Below are 17381 nucleotides of genomic sequence, written 5' to 3'. Positions count from 1 at the left end.
TGTTCACCCGAAACGTTTGAGGCTTGCGGAGGCTGCGACCGGCAGGTCGAAGGAGATCATACTGCCGAGTTCGTATTGCGGCAGGGCGGCATCGACTTCCGCCTTGATCGGGCCGAGCACGCTGTCCAGCAGATATTCGCGGCTATTGCCGGCAAAGGATGTGCCACGCACGGTGCCGTGGAAAGGGCCAGAACCAAGGACCACCGCACGCGGCCGCCAGGCCAGGCCCGCCGCACCGTCAGGTGCTGCGGCGGAAAGCGCGACAGGGCCGTTCGGCGTCGCAAGCTTTCCGTCCTTCAGCGCAAAGATGTTTTCGAAACCGACGAAATCGGCGACGAAGGAGGAAACAGGCTTGTTGTAGATGTCCTCGGGCGTGCCGATCTGTTCGATACCGCCGTTCAGCATGACAATGATGCGGTCGGCGAGCGCAAGCGCTTCTGCCTGATCGTGGGTGACGAAGATCATCGTTACGCCAGTTTCCTTCTGGACGCGCTGCAGCTCGGCACGCATTTCAAGGCGAAGGCGGGCGTCGAGGTTGGAAAGCGGCTCGTCGAGCAACAGCACTTTCGGCTCCATGACCATGGAGCGGGCGAGCGCCACGCGCTGCTGCTGGCCGCCCGAAAGTTCGCCCGGCTTACGGCCGGCAAATTTCGCAAGGCCGACGGATTTGAGGCCGGCATTGACCTTGCCATCCAGAACCTCGCCGCGAAGGCCCTTCAAGCGCAGGCCGAAGGCAACGTTTTCATAGACAGTCAGATGCGGGAACAGCGCGTAGGACTGGAAGACGAGGCCGACGGCGCGCTTGTTGGCGGAGACGCGGGTGATCTCGGCGCCATCGAGATTGATGCGGCCGGAAGCGGGGTTCAGCAGGCCGGCAATGGCGCGCATGGTCGTCGTCTTGCCGCAGCCGGAAGGGCCAAGAAGGGCTACCAACTCGCCCTTGGCAATCGACAGGTCGAGGTCCTTCACCGCGACCGTATCGCCATAAGCGAGCGTCAGCTTGTCGAGTTGAAGGTAGGCATCAGACATAGCGTGAGAATCCCAGGAAGCGTTCGGCGAGGAAGACGATGCCGATCGAAAGGAAGGCGAGCAGCGCCGAAAGCGCGGCAACGGACGGGTCGTAGGTTGTCTCCATATAGCCCAGCATGTCGATCGGCAGCGTGCGCACGCCAGGGCCGGAGAGGAAGAGCGAGACCGGCACCTGATTGAAGCTGGTGACGAAGCCGAGGATGAAGGCCGCGAGAATGCCGCCGCGGATATTCGGCATGACCACGCGGAAGAAGGCGCCGAGCCGCGAGGAGCCGAGCAAGACCGCGGCTTCCTCGATGTCCGAGCGCAGGTTGCCAAGGCTTGCGGACACCACGCGCACTGCGTAGGGCAGCACGAGTGCGGTATGGGCGAAGAAGAGAGCCAGCGTGATGTTGAAGCCGAAAGGCACGACCAGGTAACGTAGTAGTGCCAGGCCGACGATGATGCCGGGCACGATGATCGGCAGCGAGACGATGGTTCTCACCGTCTCTGCGCCCAGCAGACGGTAGCGCGACAGGCCATAGGCGGCGGGGATGCCGAGAATGAGGGCCGCCAGCGTGCCGAAGACCGCAAGGAACATCGACATGGCGAAGCTCTCGCGGAAACTATCGATGGTGAAGACCTTGGCGACCCAGCGCAGTGACAGGCCCTGCGGTGGAAAGGCCAGCGTGTCGCCGGCCGAAAGCGAAGCGGCGATGATGATCAGGAAAGGGCCGATCAGGAAGACCAGCAGCAGGAACAGTACGACCGGCGAGAGGAGGCGGATGCTCATCGGCTGTTCCTCGCTGTAGCAAGCCTTTTCAGCAGGATATTGGCGGCAAAGCTCATGACGATCAGGATGAAGGCGATGACGCTCGCCGAGACGAAATTATTGGCGACGGAGACCTGCTGATACAGCAGCGTTTCCAGCATCAGCACCTTGGAGCCGCCGAGGATGGCCGGCGTGATATAGGCCGTCAGCGAGCCGGTGAAGACCAGCGTGCCGCCGACGACGAGGCCTTCCTTGGTGAGCGGCAGGATGACTTTCCAGAAGACCTGGAACCAGTTGGCACCGAGCACGCGGGCAGCTGGAATGGCATCCTTCGGCATGTTCTCGAGTGCGCTGATGAGCGACAGGATCATCAGCGGCAAGAAAAGTTGCAGCAGGCCGATGAAGACGGCGGTTTCGGTGAAGAGCAGTCGCAGCGGTTCCGCACTCAGGCCGAGGCCGGTGATGGCTTCATTGACGATGCCGGTGCGGCCGAGAATGACGATCCAGGCATAGGTGCGGGCGACCGGCGAAATCATCAGCGGCAGGGTGATGAGGCCGATCATGCGGCCCTTGCCCTTCGGCGGAAGATTGACGATCGCAAAGGCAGCGGCATAACCGATGATGGCTGAAACAGCCGTCACTTCGAGGCCGAGCCGGAAAGTGCGGAAGAAGACGGTGCGGTTCAGCGTTTCGGAGAAGAAATCCGTATAGGCGGCAAGTGTCCAGGCTCCACCACTGCGAAAACCTTCGGAGAGCAGGATCGCGACGGGCAGCAGAAAGACCACGGCGGCGAAGATCGCTGCCGGCAGGGCAAGCGCCAGGGCTTCTGCGCGGTTCTGAAACATGAGACGCCTTTCGAGCGGAGGAAGGGTCGGTCCCGGTCGGTGCCGGGACCGATTTCAGCAGTGGCTTACTGGCCGACCTTTTCGTTCCATTCCTTCAGCCAGCCATTGCGGTTGTCGAGGGCGGCTGCGGAGGGGATCAGCTTCAGGCTCTTGGCGGTGTCTTCGCCATAGGTGATGTTGTTGGCGACCTTGTCGGAGACCTTGACCTCCTTGTTGGCCGGGCTGTCGATCAGCTTTTCGGCGAGCTTGGTTTGGACTTCGGTCGAGAGCCAGAAATCCATGAACTGCAGGGCGAGGTCCTGGTTCTTCGAACCCTTGGTCAGGACCAGCACGTTCATGCCGCCGGTCTGGCCTTCCTTCGGCGTTGCCCAGGCGACGGGGACGTTGAGCTTGGTAAAGCCTGCCCAAGAGAAGCGGCCGATCGGAGCGGCCCAGATTTCTTCCTGCTGCATCAGCTGTACGAGCTGGGAAGACTTTTCATAGAAGGTGACGATCTCGTCCTTCTTTTCGCCAAGCGCCTCAATCGGCGCCTTGAGATCAGGCGTGTCCTTGCCGAGCGCGAGGCCGAGCATATAGAGCGCCGGTGGGCCCTGGTTGGTCGTGACGTTCGGGAAGGCGACGTGACCGACATATTCCGGCTTCAAGAGATCGGCCCAGGACTCGATCTTCATCTTGTCGGAGCGATAGGCGATCGAGGTGGCGTAAAAAGTGTAGCCGACGCTCATGCCGTCGCTGTTAGGATCCTTGGCGACATCATAGAGCTTGGAGAAGTTTTCGAGCTTGGACGTATCGACCTTGTCGATCAGGCCGGCGCGGGAAGCGGCAAGGCCGTCAGCCATGGAGACAGCGGCGAGATCGACCACAGGATTGGCCTTGTTGGCTTCCATCTTGGCGATGCGCTCGACGCTGTTGCCGGTTTCGACAACGAGCTTGCAGCCGCACTTGGCTTCGAAGGGATCGTAGACGATCGTCTTGTAGTCATCTTGCGCGAAGGCGTAGACGGAAATGGTGAGCGTGCGTTCCTGTGCCGCGGCGCCGAGGGGGGAAAGTGCGGCGAGCGCCACTGATGCAATAAGAGCTTTCTTCATTCTATAAGTTCTCCATCTCTGAGGTTTTTGGTGCCGGGTTCGCGAGCCCGGATGACTGGCGGATGATGAGTTGCATGGGCACACGTTCGGTCTCCGCCGTAACCAGCACGCCCTCTCGTGTGCCGCTTTCGTTTATTCTGTCGACCAGTGCCGAGACGGCGATTTCGGCGATGGTATCCATGTCCATCCTTACCGTCGTCAGCGACGGCGTGACGACAGGCGACCAGATGAGATCATCGAAGCCGGTGACGCTGACATCGGCGGGCACGCTGATCCCCTCCTGCTGCAGTTCGGTCAGCGCGCGCAGCGCCTGCAGGTCGGAAAGGGCGGCAAAGGCGGTGAAGCCCTGACGTGCCTTTTCCGCAAGGCCCAGCCGGCAACCGGCGCCCGTCTCGTTCTCCAACCGCTCGATCCAGAGTGTTTCGGAGCGCATGCCAGGCTGCAGGCCGGCCCTGATGCCGCCGGCGCGGTCATTCTGGACATTGGATTCGTGATTGTTGCCGATGATCAGGATCTGCTTGTGACCGAGGCCGGCGAGATGGGCGGCGATTTCCCTGCCGCCCTGCCAGTGGTCGGCAGCGACCGTATTGCCGGGCGTGGAGGCGGTATCGATGACTGCGACCGGGCAGCTTGCGGCGGAAATGCGGGTGGCGCGGCGCGGTACGACCACCATGCCGTCGACGCCACGCTCCACCAGCCGGTTGATCGCCTCAGTCTGCGCCGTGATATCGCCGCGGGAGTCGGCGATCAGCACGCCATAGCCTGCAGCTGATGCAGCATATTCGATGGCCTGGGCGATCTTCGGAAAGAGAGGATTGGCAATGTCGGGCAGGACGAGGCCCAGCACGCCGCTGCGGCCGGTGCGCAGAGCCCGGCCGGCCTGGCTCGGCACATAACCGAGTTCGGCAGCATGCGTGCGAATTCTCTCGATCAGAGCGTCGGAAACCCGGCCTTTGCCGGAGAGCGCATTCGAGACGGTCGCAACAGAGACGCCGAGCGACGTCGCTATCCTGCTGAGGTTGGGTCCCGGACGTTGTGAAGCCATTGTTTCGAAGTGCTGCGCTTAATCGTTTAATCAACTGCATAGCGTAGCGATTGCGGCTTGTCGAATCCAAATTCTTCCCATGCGCATATTATCTATCCCGGCAGATATCCACGCAAAGAAAAAGCCCCGCGGAAACCGCGGGGCTTCGAATAACACTATGCGAGGACCTTAGCTGCCCTTGGTAACCTTGACCGGTCCCGGACCGGTGGTCTTGCCGCCCGGAGCGAAGCCGCCACCGGTTGCGATGTTGAGCGCAGCGTAATCCTTCGCCATCTGCTGAACAGCGGCGGCAAGGCTTGCCTGAGCGAGAGAGACCTGACGCTGGGCGTCGAGAACGTCGAGCAGCGAGGAAGCGCCGTCCTTGTAGGATGCCGTCGAAAGCTCGAGGGTTTCCTGCGTCGTCCGGACCTGGGCGCGCAACGCGTCAACCGTCTGGGCGTCGCGGCGAACGGCCGAAAGGGCATCCTCGACCTGCTGGATTGCCGTCAAGACGGTCTGTTTCCAGGCGAGATAGGATGCGACTGCATCGGACTTGGAAACGTCGACATTGGCGCGCAGGCGGCCACCATCGAGGATCGGCAGGTTCAGCGTCGGGCCGAAGGACCATGCCGACAGGCCGCCGTGCAAGCCGCGTTGGTTGATGTAGCTCGGCGAGATCGAACCGGATAGCGAGATCGACGGGTAGAGCTGAGCCTCTGCGACACCGATCTGGGCGGTAGCCGCGGCGAGGTTCCGCTCGGCCTGGCGAATATCCGGCCGGTTGCGGATCAGGTCGGCCGGAATGCCGGAATTGATGCCGCCGCGGAAAGTCGGCTGGCCGGAGCCACGCAACAGTTCATCAACCATCGAACCGGCCGGCTGGCCGAGGAGGGTGGCGATATGATGAGCCGAAACGCGGATGTTGGTTTCGAGGCCGGGAATTTCTGCCAGCGTCGACTGGACAAGACCTTCAGCCTGAACCACGTCGAGGCGGGACGCCGCACCTGCATCAAGCTGGAACTTAGTGAGGTCGTAGGTTTCCTGACGGGACTTCAGGTTGGCCTTCGAAAGCGCCAGGCGCTGCTGGAAGAAGCGCAGATCAATGTAGGTTGAGACAAGGTCCTGGATGTAGGACAGCTTGGCGATGTCGGCACCCGCGTAAGCGGAATCAAGAGAGGCGAGGGCGCTTTCCTTGCTGCGCTTGTAGAGCCCGAACAGGTCGAGCAGCCAGGACAGGGAAAGCTGTCCGGCGCTGGTATTGCGGGTGTTAAATTGGTCGCGCAGCTCGCCGGTCTGGCCGCTGACGGTGTGGGAAGCGCCGACATCGAGGGCGGGCAAGGCACCGGCGCCGGCGATGGTTACGTTGGCGGATGCGGAATTGATGCGCTCGATCGCTTGTTGAATCGTCAGGTTCTGGCTAAGGCCGGTCTGGACAAGGCTGTCGAGCTTGCGGTCGTTATAGGCGGTCCACCAGGCCGTGGTAGCGACATCGCCGATGTTCTTTTTGCCACCTTCACTGAATTTTCCAGGAAGCGCCATTTCAGGAGGTACGTGATCAGGGCCTACTACACAGCCCGACAGCAATAACAATAGCGCCGGTGTGGCATAACGAAGAGATACCATGCATTTCATCCTGTAACTCGAGCAAGTCAATTCTTGTCCGAAGCGTCATGCTTCACTATCGGCCTGACGCGCCTCGTTCCTTACGCTAAACACATGCCGAAGCAGTCCGTGCGCAATGTAGCAATCCGGAAAGCTTTCTCACAGTGCATTTATATCACACTCCCGCCTCATTTTTTTGCCGTGTGGCAAAGATGCGGCGGATCACGACGAAGAAGGACGGCACGAAGAAAATGCCGAGCATCGTCGCCGAAAGCATGCCCCCAAGCACGCCGATGCCGATCGCATTCTGGGCAGCGGAACCCGCGCCCGTTGCGATGGCCAAAGGCACGACGCCGAGAATAAAAGCCAAAGAGGTCATGATGATCGGGCGCAGGCGCAGCCTTGCTGCTTCCAGCGTTGCCTCGAAGAGCCCCATGCCCGTCTCCATTCGGTCCTTTGCGAATTCCACGATCAGGATCGCGTTCTTCGCGGCAAGGCCGATAGTCGTGAGCAGGCCGACCTTGAAATAGACGTCGTTCGCCTGCCCGAATAGTGTTGCTGCGGCAAGTGCGCCGAGCACGCCGACCGGCACTGCCATGATGACCGAGAACGGGATCGACCAGCTCTCGTAGAGGGCAGCCAGGCAAAGGAAGACGACGAGAACCGAAATCGCGTAAAGCATCGGTGCCTGCGAGCCGGAGAGCCGCTCCTGATAGGAGATGCCCTGCCAGGCGACCGTGTAGCCGCCGCCGAGCTGTTCGGTCAGGGCTTCCATCTCGTTCATGGCTTCACCCGAGGAGACGCCAGGAGCTGCCGCTCCGTCGAGCGGGATAGCACTGACGGCGTTGAAGCGAGCGAGCGACGGCGCGCCATCGACCCATTGGGTTGTCGTGAAGGCGGAGAAGGGCACCATCTCGCCCGCGTTGTTGCGGGCATACCAGTGGTTCAGATCGGTCGGCTGCATGCGGAAGGGCGCGTCGCCCTGAACGTAGACCGGCTTGATCTCACCGTTCAGCGTGAAATCGTTGACGTCGCGGCCGGTGAAGATGATCGACAGCATGGAGTTTACCGAGGCGAGGTCGACACCCATGGCGCCGATCTTCTCCTGATCGATCAGGATCTTCATCTGCGGCTCGACTTCCTTGTTGTTCGAACGAAGTGCCACGACCTTGCCGGTGGCGCCAGCCATCTGGATCAGCCGCTTGGAAGCGGCCGTCAGAGCTTGATTGCCATGACCGCCTGTGTCCACCAGATACATGGAGAAGCCGCTCGACACGCCGAGACCCTGGATCGCGGGCGGCAGCAGCGCAAAGACCTGCGCCTCGCGGATCGTGAAGAAGTTCTTGAGAGCCCGGTTGACCACCGACTGCGCGCTGAGATTGGGATCGGTGCGCAGCGAAAAGTCCTTGAGCTTGGTAAAGACGATGGCGCTGTTCTGGCCCGAACCGTTGAAGCCGAAGCCGAGCGCGCCGAAGACGGAATCCACCGCATCCTTCTCGTTTTCGCGGAAGTATTTTTCGACCTTTTCAACGACGGCCTGCGTCTGCTGTGTGGTGGAGCCCGGCGGCGTGGTGACGATGGTCAAGAGTACGCCCTGGTCTTCCTGCGGCAGGAACGAACTGGGCAGGCGCGTGAAAAGATAGGCGCAACCGACGCCGACCAGCAGGAACAGCAACATGACGCGGATTGGCCGCTTCAAGAGGTAGCCGATGGTGCGGACATAGCCGTTGGTCGAGCGGGTGAAGTTGCGGTTGAACCAGTCGCCGATGCGATGCTTCTTATGCTCGTTGACCGGCTTCAGCATCGTGGCGCAGAGCGCCGGCGTCAGCACGATGGCGACGAGTGCAGACAGCAGCATGGCCGAAACGATGGTGATGGAGAACTGGCGATAGATGATGCCGGTAGAGCCGCCGAAGAAGGCCATTGGAATGAAAACGGCGGTCAGCACGAGAGCGATGCCGACGATGGCACCGGTGATTTCACCCATCGACTTCTCGGTCGCTTCGAGCGGCGAGAGCTTTTCCTCCGACATGATGCGTTCGACATTTTCCACGACGACGATGGCGTCGTCGACGAGAAGGCCGATCGCCAGCACCATGGCAAACATCGTCAGCGTATTGATCGAATAGCCTGTTGCCGCAAGGACGCCGAACGTGCCGAGAAGCACGACGGGAACGGCGATAGTCGGGATCAATGTCGCGCGCAGGTTCTGCAGGAAGATAAGCAGGACCACGAAGACGAGCACGATCGCCTCGATCAGCGTATGCACGACCTTCTCGATTGACAGCTCGACGAAGGGGGTCGTGTCGTAGGGATAGGTGATCTCGACGCCTTCCGGCAGGCCACGGCCGATCGTTTCGAGCGCGGTGCGGACGCGGGTGGCGGTGTCGATGGCATTCGCGCCGATCGCAAGGTTGATGGCGAAACCTGATGATGGCAGGCCATTATAGCGCGAGCTGCCACCATAGCTTTCCTGACCGATCTCGACGCGGGCGACATCGCTGAGGCGGACTGTCGAACCGTCCTTTTCCACCTTCAGGATGATGTGCTCGAAATCTGCGACGGTGGTGAGCTGGCTCTGTGCGGTGATGGTCACGTTGATCTGCTGGCCCGGGACAGCCGGCTGGGCGCCGAGCGAGCCGACGGAGACCTGGGTATTCTGTGCCTGAATGGCCGAGGTCACGTCGCCAGGGGTAAGCTGGTATTTCTGCAGCTTGAACGGATCCAGCCAGACGCGCATGGCGTAGCCGGAGCCAAATACGTTGATGCTGCCCACGCCTTCCAGGCGCTGGATCTGGTCCTCGATCGAGGTCGACATGATGTTGCCGAGGTCGACGGAGGTGCGCTTGCCGTCCGTCGAGACCAGCGAGCCGACGAGAAGAATGCTCGAGGTGGAGCGCGTGACGCTGATGCCGGCATCGATGACGTCGCCTGGGAGCTGCGACTGGACGAGCTGCAGCTTGTTCTGCACTTGCACCTGCGCGATGTCAGGATTGATGCTGGTCCCGAAGGTCAGCGAGATACTGGCTGAGCCTGTCGATGAGGTCGAGGTCATGTAGGTGAGGTCGTCGAGACCAGTCATGCCGTCTTCGATGATGGTGGTCACCGATTTTTCGACCGTCTCGGCGCTCGCGCCGCGATAGCTGGTGTTGATGCGGACCGTGGTCGGCGCAATGTCCGGATATTGCGAGATCGACAGCGTGAAGATGGCGAGCAGACCTGCGAGCATGATAGTGATCGCAATGACCCAGGCGAAGATCGGTCGTCGGATGAAAAACTTGGCCATCGGTTATTCCTGTACGGCTGGGACGGTGACGATACGAAAGTGCCTGCGCATTACTTTGCTGCAGGTTTCTGTTCGCCTCCGGCCACCGGCTGATCGGCAGGGACAACCACGCCGTTGTCGTTGATCTTCATTGGAACCGGCTTTACCGGCATGCCTGATACAATCGACTGCAGGCCGCTGACGATCAGCTGATCGCCGTCCTTCACGCCTTGCGTCACCAGCCAGGAATTGTTGGAGGGTGTGGCATTTTCGAAGACACGGGTCTCGACCTTGCCCTCGGCGGAAATGAACTGTGCGGTCAGGCGGCCGTTGGCATCGCGAGCTGTTGCAAGCTGCGGCAGGGAATATCCGGCTTCAGCACCGAGCTCGACTGTGGCGCGGACATACATGCCCGGCAGGACGACGCGGTCTGGATTTGGGAAAACCACGCGAATGATGAAGGTGCCGGTCGTTTCGCTGACGACCTGCTTCGACATGTCGAGCTTGCCCTTCTGATTATATTCACGGCCGTCTTCGAGGATCAGCCGGAACGCGATGTTGTTGTCCTCGCCCTTGACCTCGCCGGCAGCGATCGCATCGCGCAGCTTCAGCAGGTTGGTGCTCGATTCCGTCAGCGAAATGTAGATCGGATCGAGTTGGCGGACGGTGGTCAGTGCGGTCGACTGGTTGGCCGCAACGACGTTGCCGATGTTGTAGGCCGTCTGGTCGATGACGCCGTCGAAGGGGGCAGTGATCTTCGTGTGATCGAGGTCGATCTGCGCCGCGCTCAATGCCGCCTTCGCGGATTCGACCTCTGCATTTGACTGGGCAAGGGCCGTGCGGGCGGTTTCGAATTCGATCTGTGTTGCGCCGCTGCCGACCAGACGCTGGTAGCGGTCGAAATTGCTCTGGGCGCTCGGCACGCCTGCCTGAGCCTTGGAAATCGCAGCCTGGGCCTGCTCGACCGCTGCGCGGTAGGCGGCATCGTCGATCTGGTAGAGCAGATCGTCCTTCTTGACTTCGCCGCCTTCCTTGAACGCGATTTCACGGATGATGCCGTTCACCTGCGGGCGGATATCGGCCACTTGGAAGGCTTCGGCGCGGCCAGGCAGGATCGTGGTGATCGGATAGGTATCCTTCTTCAGTGTGACCACACCGACCGGGGCAGCCTGCTGGGCAGCGCCGCCTGCGCCTGCATTGCCGGCGGGTTTGCTGCCGCTCTCGTTGCAGGCAGCGAGGCCCATAACGAGCAAAAGGGCCGTGGAGACGATGAGGGCACGCCGAATCATGCTGAATTCCTGTGCGGTTGGCAGTAGCGGTTCAATCGCCGGCCCTATGAGGCGCCGCTCTATATAAGAGTGATGATTGATCCGGAAACAGATGCCGTTATCCCATATTAAGAAAAGCTTTACGAAGTGACGTAATTCAGCAATCGTCACTTAGCAAGGGTTATTTTGCAGTGCGGCATCCACGAAACACACGATTTTTTCTGCACGGTGAACAAGTGTGTTTTTGTCGTCCTTGGCAATGAGAATGGGATGCAGAACACAGGCCAGAACGTCTGCAACGGTGCGGGCTGCCGCGTCCGTATTGTCGCAATGGTAATTGCCTTCGGCCACGCCTTCGCGGATGATCTCGCCGAGCTTTTGCTCTATCCGTTCGCGATAGCGATGACCGGCGTCGAGCTTGGCGTCGATCGTCGAGATCACCATTTCGAAGATGTAGGGGTTCTGCTGGATGTCCTGCAGATGACTGTCGAGTAGGCGCAGGACGAAGCTCAGCAGTTGCTCCTTCGGTGGCAGGCTGGTGTCGACGGTGGCGAAGCGCTCCGTGGCATTGCCGAGATGGCGCTCGGCAATCGCATCGACAAGCAGCGCCTTTGATTGAAAATGCTTGAAAACATTGGCCGGCGACATGTGCAGCGACGAGGCGATATCGGCGATGGAAACCGCGACGAAGCCGTGCTGGCGAAACAGCGTCTCCGCCATCGAGAGGATATCCTCCCTGGTCTCTTCGGCCTTGCGTCTGGGCCTGCGTGCCATCTGTCCCCCGCCGGGCTTGGCCCGGCACCCCTTTTCCCAATGCTAGCGCGTTTGGTTTAAAGGCTGCAAGCAGGCTTGCAGCTTTGTCTTTAACGGTTCAGGAAAAATAGGGCGCGAGATTTGCCCGGACACGCACCGCTGGCGTTTCGCCGCTGTCGTCGCGTACGAAGCGCTCACCGGTGATCCATTCATAGGCTTTGATATACACGGCCGAGGTCTGCTCGATCAGCTCGACTGGAATTTCCGGAATTTCATCCTTGTAGGGGTCGCAGCGCTCGACCACCCAGGCGCGCACGAAGTCCTTGTCGAAGCTGTCCGGCCGCTTTCCGGCTTCGAAGGCAGCGGGATAGGTTTCCGCCACCCAGTATCGGCTGCTGTCGGGCGTATGGATTTCGTCGGCGAGAATGATGTTACCATTCTCGTCCGTGCCGAATTCATATTTGGTGTCGACAAGGATCAGGCCGCGTTTTGCCGCCATTTCCTGGCCGCGGGCGAAAAGTGCCAGCGCATATTTCGAAAGCGTTTCCCACTGCTCTTTCGTCAGCAGTCCGCGGCTGACGATTTCGGCCGGCGTCAGCGGCTCGTCGTGGCCGCCATCGAACTCCTTGCTGGTCGGCGTGATGACCGGCTCGGGAAGAATCTGGTTGTCGCGCATGCCGTCGGGCAGGAGCATGCCGTACATCTCGCGCTCACCCTTTTTATAGAGCGTCAGGATCGAGGTGCCGGTCGTGCCGGCGAGATAACCACGCACAACGATTTCGACCGGAAGAATGTCGAGCCGCTTGCCGATGACGACGTTCGGATCGGGATAGTCGAGAACGTGATTGGGGCAAATGTCCTTCGTTGCCTCGAACCAGTAGCGGGCCGTCTCAGTCAGCACCTGTCCCTTGTAGGGAATGCAGGTCAGGATGCGGTCGAAGGCGCTCAGCCTGTCGGTGCTGATGATGATGCGCCGCCCATCCGGAAGATCGTAATTCTCGCGCACTTTGCCACGATAGTAGTTCGGCAGTTCCGGGAAATGGGCTTCGGAGAGAATACGCACGGTGCCTGGCTGTCCTTCTATCGGCTTAGACTGTCCCTGCTCTAGTTTCATTGCCGGGGAAGTCAAGCAAAGGCTCATTCAAAGCCAGAAGAGGGCGATGAGAATGAGCGTGACTATATAGCCGGCGAGCGTCAGCGGCCAGCCGGCGCGCAGGAAATCGCCGAAGCGGTAGCTGCCGATGCTCATCGACAGGGTATTGTTGTGATGGCCGAAGGGGGTCAGGAAATCCTGCGAGGCGCCGGCCGCCACCGCGATTAGATAGGCCTGCGGCGGCTGCTGGCCGGCTCTTGCAAATTCCAGCGCAATCGGCGCAAGCACGATTGCGACCGTCGCGTTGTTGACGAAGGGCGTCAGCGCCATGGCGAGAAACAGAACGAGTGCAATGCCCCAGAGGGGATGGCTGATCGGGAATGCCAGGCTCAGCCATGCTGCGATGGTCTCGGCCGTGCCGGTTGTTGCGACCGCCTGGCCGATCGGGATCATCGCTGCGAGCATGATGATGATTGGCCAGTTGAGATCCGCCATTGCATGGCGAATGTTGAGATAGCCGGGCAATGCGAGCGCCAGCACCACGAAGGCAAGAGCAATATCGGGGCGTAGGCCGAAGGCGGAAGCGACAACGCCGCAGGCAAAGATTGCAAAAGGCTGCCATGAAGCTGACGATCCGGGGGAGGGCGCTGCGGAGGCAAGCGGAAGGCATTCACACTCTTCCAACGCCTCAGCTATCGCTGCTTTCGGTCCTTCCAGCACCAATATGTCGCCGATCGAAAGCTGCAGATCCGCAAAATGTCCTTCTATGCGGGGAGAACGCATCGACAGTGCTGAAACAGTGACGCCGCGAGTGCGGAAGACTTCCAGCGACGCGATGCGCGAGCCGACGACTGTGCTCTCCGGCATGACGACGGCTTCGATGCTGGCGAAATCCGGCTGCAGTCCGTGCGGATGGGCGTCTGGCACCAGCGCCTGCGAGGCGGCCAGATCCGCGAAGACCGAATCCGCGCCCTGCGCCAGCAGAACATCGCCCGGGTGGATGACCGATTGTTCGAGTGGGCCAAAGACGAACGCCCTGTCGCGGATCAGGGCATGCGGCTGGATGCCGAAACGCTCGGGACATTGGGCAAGTGTTACGCCGACGAGTGGCGAATGTTCGGGAATGCTGCGCTCCACGACGATGCGGCGGGCCGGCGGAGTTGGCACTTCCGCGGCCTCGTCCGGCTTTGAAAACAATCGCTGCACGATCAGCGCGATCAGCAGAATGCCCGTTATGGCGACAGGAAGCCCGACATAAGCGAAGTCGAAGAAGTGGAAACCTTCGCCGGTGGTTTTTTCAAGCGCATCGCTGACGAGAAGATTTGCGGGCGTGCCGATCAAAGAGACGAGACCGCCGAGAAGAGCGGCGAAGGAGATCGGCATCACGAGCTGCCGGCGCGGAATGCTCATGAGCGTGCTCAGTCGCAACGCCAGCGGCAAGCTGATCGCAAAGGCACCGATATTGTTCATGAAGATCGAGATGAAGCCGGTCAGAGCGGAGACGCCTGTTATGACCCGGAAATGCGAGAGACCCGATGCCACGAAGCGCTCGGTGAGGCTGTCAAAGAGTTTGGTGCGCGCCAGTACTTGGACGATCAGCAGGATTTCGACCACGGTGACGACGACAGGGCTTGCGAAGCCGGCAAAGATGCTATCGGCGGGATAAAGGCCGAGCACATAGCCCGCAAGCAATCCGCCGATCGAGATAACTTCCATGCGCAGGCGGTCGAGGGAGAACAGGAAGAGCATCGCCACCAGCAGGATCAGGAGGGCTGCTTGCTCAAGCGTCATCGGTGGTTCCTGTCTTCGATCACACGCCGAATGTAGCTCTTCGTCCGGCGCTGTATAGGCCGTTCAGACGAAAGATTGATCGGTCCTCAGATGTGATCTTGATGTCGCTCAGGCAGGTTTTCGCCATTTTCCTTCGGCTGTCCGCTCTAGGATGGGCGTGGTAAAAACGCCTTTCGTGCGGGCCTGCCATTGAGGGCCTGCGGCGTCGAGTTTGTCGCGCCAGCGGTCCGATTGCAGCATGGCCGCGCCAATGACGACGGGTTCTGTGCTGCAGCTTGCGAGCAGATCGAGACCTGCGACGATCGAGGTCCCGCTCGATATGACGTCATCGATCAGCGCGACGCGGCGTCCTTCCAGGAGGGGTAGCATGCGCGGATCGACATAGAGCCGTTTCTGTTGTTCCGGCGTGGTGATCGATGAGAGGGCGACCGACAGTTCGTCGCGATACCAGAATTTGCGGGAGGTGCCGAGCGGCACATAACGGCTGTGGCCGAGCTTCTGGGCGACGGCCGCCGCAAGCGTCAGGCCGAGTGTCGGCAGGCCGGCGACCACATCGATGCCTGATGGTTCTATCTTTGCCGCAAGGTTTTCGGCGAGCACATCCAGCACCGCAAAGCTTGCCTGATTGATGATCAGCGAGGCCAGCGCATGCTCACCATCCGAAAGTACCCGGATTGGCAGCCGCAACTGCCTGCCATCTTCCAGTTCCGCTGTAAAGAAGGAGGTGAAATGGCCGCCCGGTTCGAAACTGCCCGGCGGATGGATCTCCTGCCAGAAATCATGCGGCTTCATCTCGTTCATTCTCAATCCCGTATTGCCTTGCCGGTACCGACCTTCCGGCGAAGGTCCTTCAGTTCAGATTCAGTCAGCGCCCTGACCGATCCCTTCGGCAGGTCGCCAAGCTCCAGCCCACCGATCGCGACACGCACGAGCCGCAGGCAGGCGATATCGAGCGCTTCCAGCATTCGGCGGATCTGCCGGTTGCGGCCCTCCTGCAATTCCACTTCGATCCAGGAATTGCGGTCACCCTCGCGCAGCTTGCGGGCAGCGGTCGCGCGCAGCAGTTCGCCGTCATGCCGAAGACCTGACATCATCGCCGCCAGCATGTCGTCATCGGCGATCCGATCGATCTGCACATGGTAGGATTTCGAGACGTGGGTGATTGGATCGAGCAGCGTCTGTGCGAATTCCGTATCGTTGGTAAAGAGCAGCAGCCCCTCGCTCGCCTTGTCGAGCCGACCGACAGGAGAGAGGTGTGGGGCATCAAAATCGGCCAGACAGTCATAGACGGTCGGGCGGCCCTCCGGATCATGACGAGTAGTCACAAGGCCGCGCGGCTTGTTGAGCATCAGGTAGATCCTGGCCTCTGCGACGATCTCTTTGTCATCGACCTTGATAAGGGCGGTCGAAAGATCGACCCATGCCGAGGTATCTGTGACAATGCGATCACCGACCGCGACGCGGCCCTCAGCGATCAGCCGTTCGGCCTGCGTGCGAGAACAATAGCCAAGCTTGGAGAGCGCACGTGGAAGCGTGACCCGCTTGCCGGCCGGTTCGGCCTGAGGTCTGTTGCGTTCGTGTGTTTTCTGTGGTGATCGCCGGCCTTTCACTTCGCCATCCCTGATGCGATTGCGAAAGCCGTTCCTTGCACGAACGACGCACGGATGCCAGCAATGGTGCTCGAAATTCTGGGGAGTAGGGGATTTCGGATGCCGAAAGAAATCATCGACGCTTTAGGCAAAGCGCAGTGGGCAAGAAGAGTTTTTCTATCGCCTCAAGTGCAGGCCATAAAACCGGCGAGTTCCTGCCGGCTCATCACAATGCCGGCTGCGGCCTTGGCCGGGTCCGGATGCGTATACGAGAGGCTCGGCATTTCGGGCAGATCGAGCGCCTGGCGCATGTTCATAATGCCGACTGCGCGACGTCCATCGCTGCCGTCGACGCTGACTTCAACGATCAGCTTCTCTCTCTTATTGTCCATAATGTCCTCCCTTCATTTTTATGTTCCTATCAGTCGCATTAAAAATTGGTTTTTCTAAGACATAAGTGTTTACGCATCCTGCAAAAAATGGATCTGCAGGATGCGTAAGAATACGGGATCTGGAGCTTGGCAGTTCAACGCCACCAGTGACGCGGCTCGGGCTGCGAGGCGCCCGACAACATATAACCTGCCAGGAAGCCGATCGCGCCGGCAACCAGAAGCGCCGTCGTGGTCGCTGCCGGGTGTTCGCGGGCCGTGCCGGCGACTGCGGCACCTTCGGCCCGGATCTGGGCGACAGCGCTCTTTGCGCGGGGAAGCGCGTCTTCGTAAGCCCTGCCGGCGCGGTCGCGCACTTCATAATAGGCTTCGGCGCCCTGAGCGGAAATCATCTTCTGCAGGCGGGAGACCTCCTGCTGCAGAGCGGCGATATCCTTGCTGACGGAAGTTCTGAGATCATCGGTATTGGCGGCCATGTCTGTCTCCTTTCCTTCAATGGGGAGGGAAACACGAAAAACCGCGTTAGGTTCCGAACCTTTCGCCACAATCCAATATGACGGTTGTTTGACAGTGGTGATGGGGTCGGCGTTTATTCTGTGTTAACCATAAAATTGGCCAAGGCACTGTTTTTTCCTGGCCTTTCCGCGTTTTCTGGAGGGGTTCCGAATGATTTTTTATCGCCTGGTAAAAGATTGTTCGGGGATTTTGCCCCAAAGGGCGGCCTGTGGATAACTTTCCACCAGAAAATCCCCTGTCGAATCAACCTGTTACAAAAATGTCAAAAAAGTTGGATGAGTAGTGTTGACTGTTTCGATGTGTGAGGATTATAAGCCCACTCACTGAACGAGGGCGGCGGCGCTGCTGGCGACGAAGTCTTTCGTTCTAAAGAAACTC

At 60.2% G+C, this 17381-nt stretch carries 15 protein-coding genes; all 15 read right to left on the bottom strand.

Features of this window, described 5'->3' with window-relative positions:
• Positions 1–3 precede the first annotated feature (3 nt).
• Positions 4–1029, bottom strand: coding sequence for an ABC transporter ATP-binding protein (locus J2X71_RS17490; RefSeq protein ID WP_113323757.1), 1026 nt, complete (start codon positions 1027–1029; stop codon positions 4–6).
• Positions 1022–1801 carry an ABC transporter permease gene (locus J2X71_RS17485; RefSeq protein WP_310383347.1) on the bottom strand — a complete coding sequence of 260 codons (780 nt, stop codon included), beginning with the start codon at positions 1799–1801 and terminating at the stop codon, positions 1022–1024. Before J2X71_RS17485 ends, J2X71_RS17490 begins: the two co-directional genes overlap by 8 nt.
• The gene (locus J2X71_RS17480) at positions 1798–2625 is read right to left on the bottom strand and encodes an ABC transporter permease (protein ID WP_310383345.1); all 828 of its coding nucleotides are present in this window, start codon (positions 2623–2625) and stop codon (positions 1798–1800) included. Before J2X71_RS17480 ends, J2X71_RS17485 begins: the two co-directional genes overlap by 4 nt.
• A gap of 65 nt (positions 2626–2690) precedes the next feature.
• Entirely contained in the window at positions 2691–3713 is a 1023-nt protein-coding gene (locus tag J2X71_RS17475) for an ABC transporter substrate-binding protein (RefSeq protein WP_310383343.1), read from the bottom strand.
• A 1-nt stretch (position 3714) separates the two neighbouring features.
• A complete protein-coding gene (locus J2X71_RS17470) occupies positions 3715–4758 on the bottom strand; it encodes a LacI family DNA-binding transcriptional regulator (RefSeq protein WP_310383342.1) in 1044 nt (347 codons plus the stop codon).
• A 168-nt stretch (positions 4759–4926) separates the two neighbouring features.
• Positions 4927–6360 carry an efflux transporter outer membrane subunit gene (locus tag J2X71_RS17465; RefSeq protein ID WP_310383340.1) on the bottom strand — a complete coding sequence of 478 codons (1434 nt, stop codon included), beginning with the start codon at positions 6358–6360 and terminating at the stop codon, positions 4927–4929.
• Positions 6361–6514: 154 nt separating this feature from the next.
• Positions 6515–9625, bottom strand: a complete 3111-nt coding sequence (locus J2X71_RS17460; protein WP_310383338.1) for an efflux RND transporter permease subunit — start codon at positions 9623–9625, stop codon at positions 6515–6517.
• A gap of 50 nt (positions 9626–9675) precedes the next feature.
• Positions 9676–10893, bottom strand: a complete 1218-nt coding sequence (locus J2X71_RS17455) for an efflux RND transporter periplasmic adaptor subunit (protein WP_310383336.1) — start codon at positions 10891–10893, stop codon at positions 9676–9678.
• Positions 10894–11043: 150 nt separating this feature from the next.
• Complete coding sequence (locus J2X71_RS17450; RefSeq protein WP_025555532.1) at positions 11044–11646, bottom strand: TetR family transcriptional regulator; 603 nt, start codon at positions 11644–11646, stop codon at positions 11044–11046.
• A 97-nt stretch (positions 11647–11743) separates the two neighbouring features.
• Positions 11744–12688: a phosphoribosylaminoimidazolesuccinocarboxamide synthase gene (locus J2X71_RS17445; protein ID WP_310383334.1), complete on the bottom strand. Its 945-nt coding sequence runs from the start codon at positions 12686–12688 to the stop codon at positions 11744–11746.
• A gap of 78 nt (positions 12689–12766) precedes the next feature.
• Positions 12767–14509, bottom strand: a complete 1743-nt coding sequence (locus J2X71_RS17440; protein WP_310383331.1) for an SLC13 family permease — start codon at positions 14507–14509, stop codon at positions 12767–12769.
• A 108-nt stretch (positions 14510–14617) separates the two neighbouring features.
• Complete coding sequence (locus J2X71_RS17435; protein WP_310383977.1) at positions 14618–15301, bottom strand: phosphoribosyltransferase; 684 nt, start codon at positions 15299–15301, stop codon at positions 14618–14620.
• Positions 15302–15312: 11 nt separating this feature from the next.
• Positions 15313–16119 (bottom strand): pseudouridine synthase, encoded by an 807-nt coding sequence (locus J2X71_RS17430; RefSeq protein WP_113323746.1) that lies wholly within the window; start codon positions 16117–16119, stop codon positions 15313–15315.
• A gap of 164 nt (positions 16120–16283) precedes the next feature.
• Positions 16284–16490 carry a hypothetical protein gene (locus tag J2X71_RS17425; RefSeq protein ID WP_025555529.1) on the bottom strand — a complete coding sequence of 69 codons (207 nt, stop codon included), beginning with the start codon at positions 16488–16490 and terminating at the stop codon, positions 16284–16286.
• A 134-nt stretch (positions 16491–16624) separates the two neighbouring features.
• On the bottom strand, positions 16625–16963 hold the full coding sequence (locus J2X71_RS17420; protein ID WP_310383326.1) for a hypothetical protein: 339 nt from the start codon (positions 16961–16963) through the stop codon (positions 16625–16627).
• Positions 16964–17381 lie beyond the last annotated feature (418 nt).

It is taken from the genome of Rhizobium sp. 1399 (assembly GCF_031455475.1).
Lineage (GTDB): Bacteria > Pseudomonadota > Alphaproteobacteria > Rhizobiales > Rhizobiaceae > Rhizobium.
Note: the sequence above shows the minus strand (reverse complement) of the source record. Positions and strands in the feature narration are given on the sequence as shown.